General features: G+C 41.9%; 6 protein-coding genes. 3 read left to right on the top strand and 3 right to left on the bottom strand.

All coding sequences use genetic code 11. The features are described from left to right. The first annotated feature begins 79 nt into the window (after nucleotides 1-79). The gene (locus PN450_RS20335; protein WP_271837373.1) at nucleotides 80-733 is read left to right on the top strand and encodes a hypothetical protein; all 654 of its coding nucleotides are present in this window, start codon (nucleotides 80-82) and stop codon (nucleotides 731-733) included. A gap of 105 nt (nucleotides 734-838) precedes the next feature. Here PN450_RS20335 and PN450_RS20330 read toward each other — a convergent pair whose 3' ends face one another. The 3 genes from PN450_RS20330 to folD all read right to left on the bottom strand — a co-directional run bounded on the left by PN450_RS20330 (nucleotide 839) and on the right by folD (nucleotide 3,302). After that, nucleotides 839-1,294, bottom strand: coding sequence for a divergent PAP2 family protein (locus PN450_RS20330; RefSeq protein ID WP_015079166.1), 456 nt, complete (start codon nucleotides 1,292-1,294; stop codon nucleotides 839-841). A gap of 93 nt (nucleotides 1,295-1,387) precedes the next feature. Then, entirely contained in the window at nucleotides 1,388-2,326 is a 939-nt protein-coding gene (gene crtE / locus PN450_RS20325; RefSeq protein ID WP_213711434.1) for a geranylgeranyl diphosphate synthase CrtE, read from the bottom strand. Between the two features lie 100 nt (nucleotides 2,327-2,426). After that, nucleotides 2,427-3,302 carry a bifunctional methylenetetrahydrofolate dehydrogenase/methenyltetrahydrofolate cyclohydrolase FolD gene (gene folD, locus PN450_RS20320; protein WP_213711435.1) on the bottom strand — a complete coding sequence of 292 codons (876 nt, stop codon included), beginning with the start codon at nucleotides 3,300-3,302 and terminating at the stop codon, nucleotides 2,427-2,429. A gap of 103 nt (nucleotides 3,303-3,405) precedes the next feature. Here folD and PN450_RS20315 point away from each other — a divergent pair, with 103 nt between their 5' ends. Next, nucleotides 3,406-3,606 (top strand): hypothetical protein, encoded by a 201-nt coding sequence (locus PN450_RS20315; protein WP_271837372.1) that lies wholly within the window; start codon nucleotides 3,406-3,408, stop codon nucleotides 3,604-3,606. 248 nt (nucleotides 3,607-3,854) lie between these two features. Further along, entirely contained in the window at nucleotides 3,855-4,886 is a 1,032-nt protein-coding gene (locus PN450_RS20310) for a hypothetical protein (protein WP_015079163.1), read from the top strand. Nucleotides 4,887-5,022 lie beyond the last annotated feature (136 nt).

Raw genomic sequence — 5,022 nt, 5'->3', positions numbered from 1 at the left:
TACCAATTACCAATTACCAATTACCAATTACCAATTACCAATTACCAATTACCAATTACCAATTACCAATTACCAATTTATGCAAATATTAACAATCTTACCAAGTGCCTTATTACTAGCAGTTACTCCCTTAATTAGCAATATCAATCCTGTTATTGCTCAACAAAATCTTACTAATTGTCAACCACCAAATGCGGGAGAATATTTATTATTAGTAGTAAGTCCCACAACTGAAAATCAAAAGCAGTTGCGTAGTGCATTACCGACTGAATTAAAAACAGTTACTTGCAAATATAATAATCAAACAGTAACGCGAATTGGTGGGTTTAAAAATATTGATGATGCCAATCGCTGGGCAAGGTATATTCAGAATATAGTTGGTTTATCTGCCATTATCACCACTCGCGCTACACAACAAGCACCTCAACAAGCACCTCAACAAGCACCAAAATTACCAACTTCAAAAATCACCTATAACCCCAAAATATTAGGGGAAGGTTATGCAATTCTGGTTGATTATTTTAACCGTCCAGAAATGGTTAGTAGCTTGCAAAAATCCGTAGAAGGTAATGTGGGTTTTGTCTCCTATGGACAACGCCCTTACCTGTTGGCAGTTTATACTACCAATCAAAAGGAAGCATATAACACATTGCAAAAACTCAGCGAAAGCGGATTTGTAGCCATATTAGCAGATGGTCGCAAAGTAGTGTTACTGCGCTCAACCGTCCGTTGATGGTTATCCGTTGTTTGTTAACTAATGACTAATGACTAATGACCAATGACTAATGACCAATGACCAATGACCAATGACCAATGACCAATGACCAATAACTAATAACTAATAAACAGCCCGCGCTAACCAAGAAATAGCTACACCTAAAACTGAACCAGCGATAACTTGAACTGGTGTATGTCCTAATAATTCCTTGAGACGGTCTTGAAAAAAGTCCGGTTTTTCATGGAATAATTCATCAATCATTTGATTGAGGATTTTTGCTTGCTTACCAGCAGCTTGACGCACTCCAGCGGCATCATACATAACGATGATAGCAAAAACTGTAGCTAGAGCAAATTCTGGAGATGCCCAACCTAAAGTTTGGCCAACGCCGTCTGCTAGGGCTGTTACTAGGGCTGAATGGGCGCTGGGCATACCTCCAGTAGTTACTAAAACACGCACGTTTAATTTACGATGTTTGACTAACTCAACGATAAGCTTTAATCCTTGAGCTACAAAACAAGCTACAAGCGCAACCAGCAGCACCCGGTTGTTAACAATTTCGCCTATGTCCTGCATGGTATTTTGGTGAAGTTAGTAAGTGTAAGCAGTGATTGTATGGAGGAAAAACGGCAGTAGAAGCCAAAATTTAGTTAAAATCCACAATTGGGCTTAGTTATTGCGGCTGATGATAAAGTGAGCGAGCGCTTGCAAAGGAATGGCTTTTTCACCATAGGATGCTAATTCAGTACAAGCTTCAGCAACTAGGTGTTGGGCTTTAGCGCGAGATTCTTCAATTCCCCACAGACTAGGATAGGTGACTTTCTTGGCTGTGAGATCCTTACCAGCGGTTTTACCTAACTGCTCTTGGGTAGCAGTGATATCCAGAATATCATCAATGATTTGGAAAGCCAGACCGATATTTTGAGAATAACGAGTTAATTTTTGCACATCTTCGGCAGATGCACCAGCAATAATTCCCCCACAAACTACACAAGCTTCTAACAAAGCTGCGGTTTTATGATTATGAATAAAATTCAGGGTTTCTAAGGAAATATCTGACTTACCTTCCGATTCCAAATCTACCACTTGACCACCGACTAAGCCAGCCGCACCCAAGGCTTTACCGAGGCGAATGATGACTTGTAAAACTCTATCCCTAGGTACATTTGTAGGAGTTTGGGCGGCTACGTGTTCAAAGGCTAAAGCCAATAAACCATCTCCTGCCAAAATAGCCACATCTTCACCATAAACTTTATGATTTGTGAGTTTACCGCGACGATAATCATCATTATCCATGGCGGGTAAATCATCATGAATCAATGACATGGTGTGGATCATTTCTACAGCACAGGCTGTAGCCATAGCCATTTCTATTGTGCCACCAATCATGTCAGCAGTCGCCAGACAGAGAATAGGACGAACTCGTTTACCTCCAGCTAAGAGAGAATAGCGCATGGCTTCATAAATCTTTTCTGGATAAACGACGGTAATGGAATTATCCAAAGCTTGTTCGCAAAGCTGTTGTCGTTCTTTGAGATAGATAGCGAGGTTAAAACTAGCCGACTCTGATTTTTTTGGGGTTTCCAATCTTTTATCCGTTGCTACCATGCTTTGTATTCCTCTTGACTGTTCAAAATATTGGGCTGTTTGTGATCTGTGTACCAATTTTACGGGGCTTTGGGGCGGAAACACTCACAAAAATTATTTCTCAGTTGCCTGTGGTTTGTAAATAGCTAGAAACAGTATTTTGCAATAACATGGCTACTGTCATTGGACCGATACCACCAGGAACAGGAGTAATATATTCTGCCACATTAGCGATCGCTTCAAACTGAACATCACCAACTAACCGACTTTTACCATTGCTATCTGTAACCCGGTTTATTCCCACATCTACCACAACTGCGCCCGGTTTTACCATCTGGGCATTAATCATTCCCGGAATCCCGGTGGCAGCAATGAGAATATCCGCATCTTTGGTAATATCTTGTAAATCCTGGGTTTTGGAATGGGCAATTGTGACTGTGGCATTAGCTGCCAATAACATCAAAGCCATCGGTTTCCCTACTAAAATACTCCGTCCTACGACTACGGCTTTTTTGCCCTGTAAAGGAATTCTATATTCTGCTAACAATCGCATCACACCGGCAGGAGTACAACTCCGTAAACCGGTTTCACCTCGTACCAGTCTTCCTAAGTTCACAGGGTGGAGTCCGTCAGCGTCTTTATCCGGGGCAATTTGATGTAGTAGACTGACAGCATCTAAATGATTGGGAAGGGGTAGCTGGACTAAAATCCCATCTACTTGATCATCTGCGTTGAGTTGGGCAATTACTTCCTCTAGTTCGGTTTGGCTGGTTTCGGGAGGAAAGTGTTTACCAAAAGAGGTAATTCCGACTTTGGCACAGGATTTTTCTTTGTTGCGAACATAAGCGGCTGATGCGGGGTTATCTCCCACCATTAATACCGCTAATCCAGGCGATCGCCCAATTTTACCTTGTAATTTGCTAATTGTCTCACTAAGTTCTTGCTGAATTTTATCGGCTAATGCTTTACCATCAAGGATTTTCGCAGTTTGTTTCATAAGGGAATAGGTGACAGGTGACGGGTGACAGGTGACAGAATAAGAGCTAAAAGCGAAGATAAATATTTTCTATTAAACCTCGTCCATTTTGAAACCCGGAGTAGTGCGGGCATCTTGCCCGCTACTACCCCCCAGGGAGCAAGATGCTCCCACTACTTTTACAGCAGCTACTACCCCCAGGGAGCAAGATGCTCCCACTACTTTTACAGCAGCTACTACCCCCAGGGAGCAAGATGCTCCCACTACTTTTACAGCAGTTTTCGATCAAACCCACTACAAAAATAAATCGTATAACGAAGTTTAGTAATGGGTTTAACCCTTTCCATCTGTAGCACGTTTGATGACAATTTGCTGTAAAACTATGGTTTTCAACCTAAACGGGGTTTAGCTCCTTTATTTGCTCCACCTATCAGCATCTCCATTTTCTCATTTTCCCAGTCCCCTAAAATTTAATTTTTAAAGTAAAATACTTACTTGCTTGATTCACCAATTGTCAAAATAGTAAATTGTGTGAATATAAGCTAAATCGCATACTACAACCAGCTATCCATCGTGCAAGATACCGACTCTATGAATGACATTGCTGCTGCACTCCAACAGCCAGCAGATTTAGACTTTGCATTACCTGATCCAGAAGATGAACAAATTCCTGAGTCCGACTTTTTACAACAACTTGATGTAGCATGGCAGGTATGCGATCGCTTTGATTTACAAACAGAAATTTGGCGTGGTCGCATTTTACGCGCTATCCGTGACCGAGAGAAAAAGGGCGGAGATGGACGCGGTGCGGGTTTTCTTAAATGGCTCAAAGAACGCGAAATCAGTAAGACTCAAGCCTATAGTTGGATTCAATTAGCCAATAGTGCTGATACCTTGATATCAGATGGCAAACTGAACCCAGATACGGTTAATAACTTTAGTAAACGGGCATTTGTAGAAACCGCCAAAGCGTCTCCAGAAGTACAACAGATGGTCAGTGAAGCTGCGGAGAAAGGCGATCGCATTACCCGCAGAGAAGTCCGTCAACTCAGTGACGAATGGACAGCCATGTCCTCCGATTTATTACCAGAAGAAGTTAGGGAAAAAGCCGCAGATAACAGTCTGCCACCGCGCTACATTGCCCCTCTGGTCAAGGAAATGGAAAAACTGCCCGAATTGCACCAAAAGGCGTTACAAAGGGATATAGCCGCCAATCCTGACGTTGATACTGTTAAACAAGCTACCTCAGAAGCCCGACAATTAGCCAAATATCTCAAATCTGCGGCCCAAGTGCAAGCGTTAATAGCGGAAGATGTAGATATTGAAACTGCACTAGAAGAAGCGCAAAGAGTCGGTTGTTTAAGTATTGCTGCTGACTTGGTAAATCAAGCATCGCAAATTGAACAAACCATTGGCAAATTGTATATGACCTGGAAAAAAATTAGTAGTTTAGCGGACAGGTTATATGTGGATACTGGTGCAAGTACGCCCAATTTGCGATCGCTCCTCACCTGCATAGAACCCCTCGGTGGCGAAATCATGGAACTGCAATTAAGCGGTACAACAGAACACACTATCCGCTTACAAATTCAGGAAACGAGTTAAGTAATAGGTAATGGGTAATTGGTAATTGGAGATTGGTGATTGGTAATTGGTAATTGGTAATTGGTAATTGGTAATTGGTAATTGGTAATTGGTAATTGGTAATTAGTCAAACTCTTTCCCAGTCCCCAACTTCCCC

The sequence above is a fragment of the Dolichospermum lemmermannii CS-548 genome, from assembly GCF_028330815.1.
GTDB classification, from domain to species: Bacteria; Cyanobacteriota; Cyanobacteriia; order Cyanobacteriales; family Nostocaceae; genus Dolichospermum; species Dolichospermum lemmermannii.
Note: the sequence above shows the minus strand (reverse complement) of the source record. Positions and strands in the feature narration are given on the sequence as shown.